The organism is Falsirhodobacter sp. alg1 (assembly GCF_000739715.2).
In the GTDB taxonomy this organism is placed as follows: Bacteria; Pseudomonadota; Alphaproteobacteria; order Rhodobacterales; family Rhodobacteraceae; genus Falsirhodobacter.
In genome coordinates this window covers 1-879 of the sequence record NZ_BBJC02000035.1, presented here as the reverse complement: position 1 = coordinate 879, position 879 = coordinate 1, and the positions used below count along the sequence as shown (strand labels likewise).

Genomic DNA, 879 nt, shown 5'->3' with positions numbered 1-879 from the left:
ATAGCAGATGGCGACATCGGCCCCTTCACGGGCATAGGCGATCGCAACAGCCCGGCCGATACCGCTGTCACCGCCGGTTATCAGGGCAATGCGCCCTTTCAAGCGATTGCTGCCGACATAGCTTTCCTCGCCGCAATCCGGCACGGGTTGCATCTGCCGGGAATCGCCCGGAACGTTCTGAGGCTGGCTGGGAAACGGCGGTTTAGGATAAGAGGTCATGGCGGATCACCCTTTGGTCCTCATCCGTGGGAACGAAGGGTTCGTCCTCGGTGCCGATGGATGCCGCAAGAGCGGCACGCTCTGCCTCCAGATCGACGGGGGCCATTCGTGCACCGGGNCGGGTGCCGTCCGGGATTACACCCTTCAACGCCTTTTTCAGGATCGGTTCAGGCCAGCCGCCATGGGGCTGGCCCAGATTGCCCTTTAGCATGTCGACCACGGAATCCGGGAAGCTGACCTCCACCGCCGGATCCTCCACCTGCTCGCGGGTCAGCCCCTGTGCCACCATCATCAGGGCCATATCCCCCACCACCTTGGACGAGGGGGTAACCTTGACGATATCACCGAACATGCGGTTCGCTTCGGCATAGGCAAAAGCMNCNTCGTGCNAGCGNTCTCACCCNTCGAGNCCGGCTGTGCCTTGAGGTTGGTGAACTGCCCCCCNGGCATCTCGTGCAGATAGACCTCGGACGCGGGCGCCTGCAGGCCGGATTCAAAGGCGGCGTATCCCTGCCGGACCCCTTCCCAATAGTTGGACATTGCGCGGATCGATTCTACCGACAGGCCGGTATCCCGTTCCGTGTGGCGCAGCGCCTCGACAATGGAGCCGAGCGCGGGGCTGGGATGTTCCGCCTGCAAAATGCATCCATCGCAGCATCG

1 protein-coding gene and 1 pseudogene are annotated in these 879 nt (G+C 62.9%); both read right to left on the bottom strand.

Features of this window, described 5'->3' with window-relative positions; genetic code table 11:
• Positions 1-219, bottom strand: a 219-nt coding sequence (locus TR36_RS13985; protein WP_045393861.1) for an SDR family NAD(P)-dependent oxidoreductase, incomplete at its 3' end; no start/stop codon positions are given.
• An 81-nt stretch (positions 220-300) separates the two neighbouring features.
• Positions 301-879 (bottom strand): annotated as a pseudogene (locus TR36_RS15135) (pyruvate carboxylase); the annotation flags it as partial.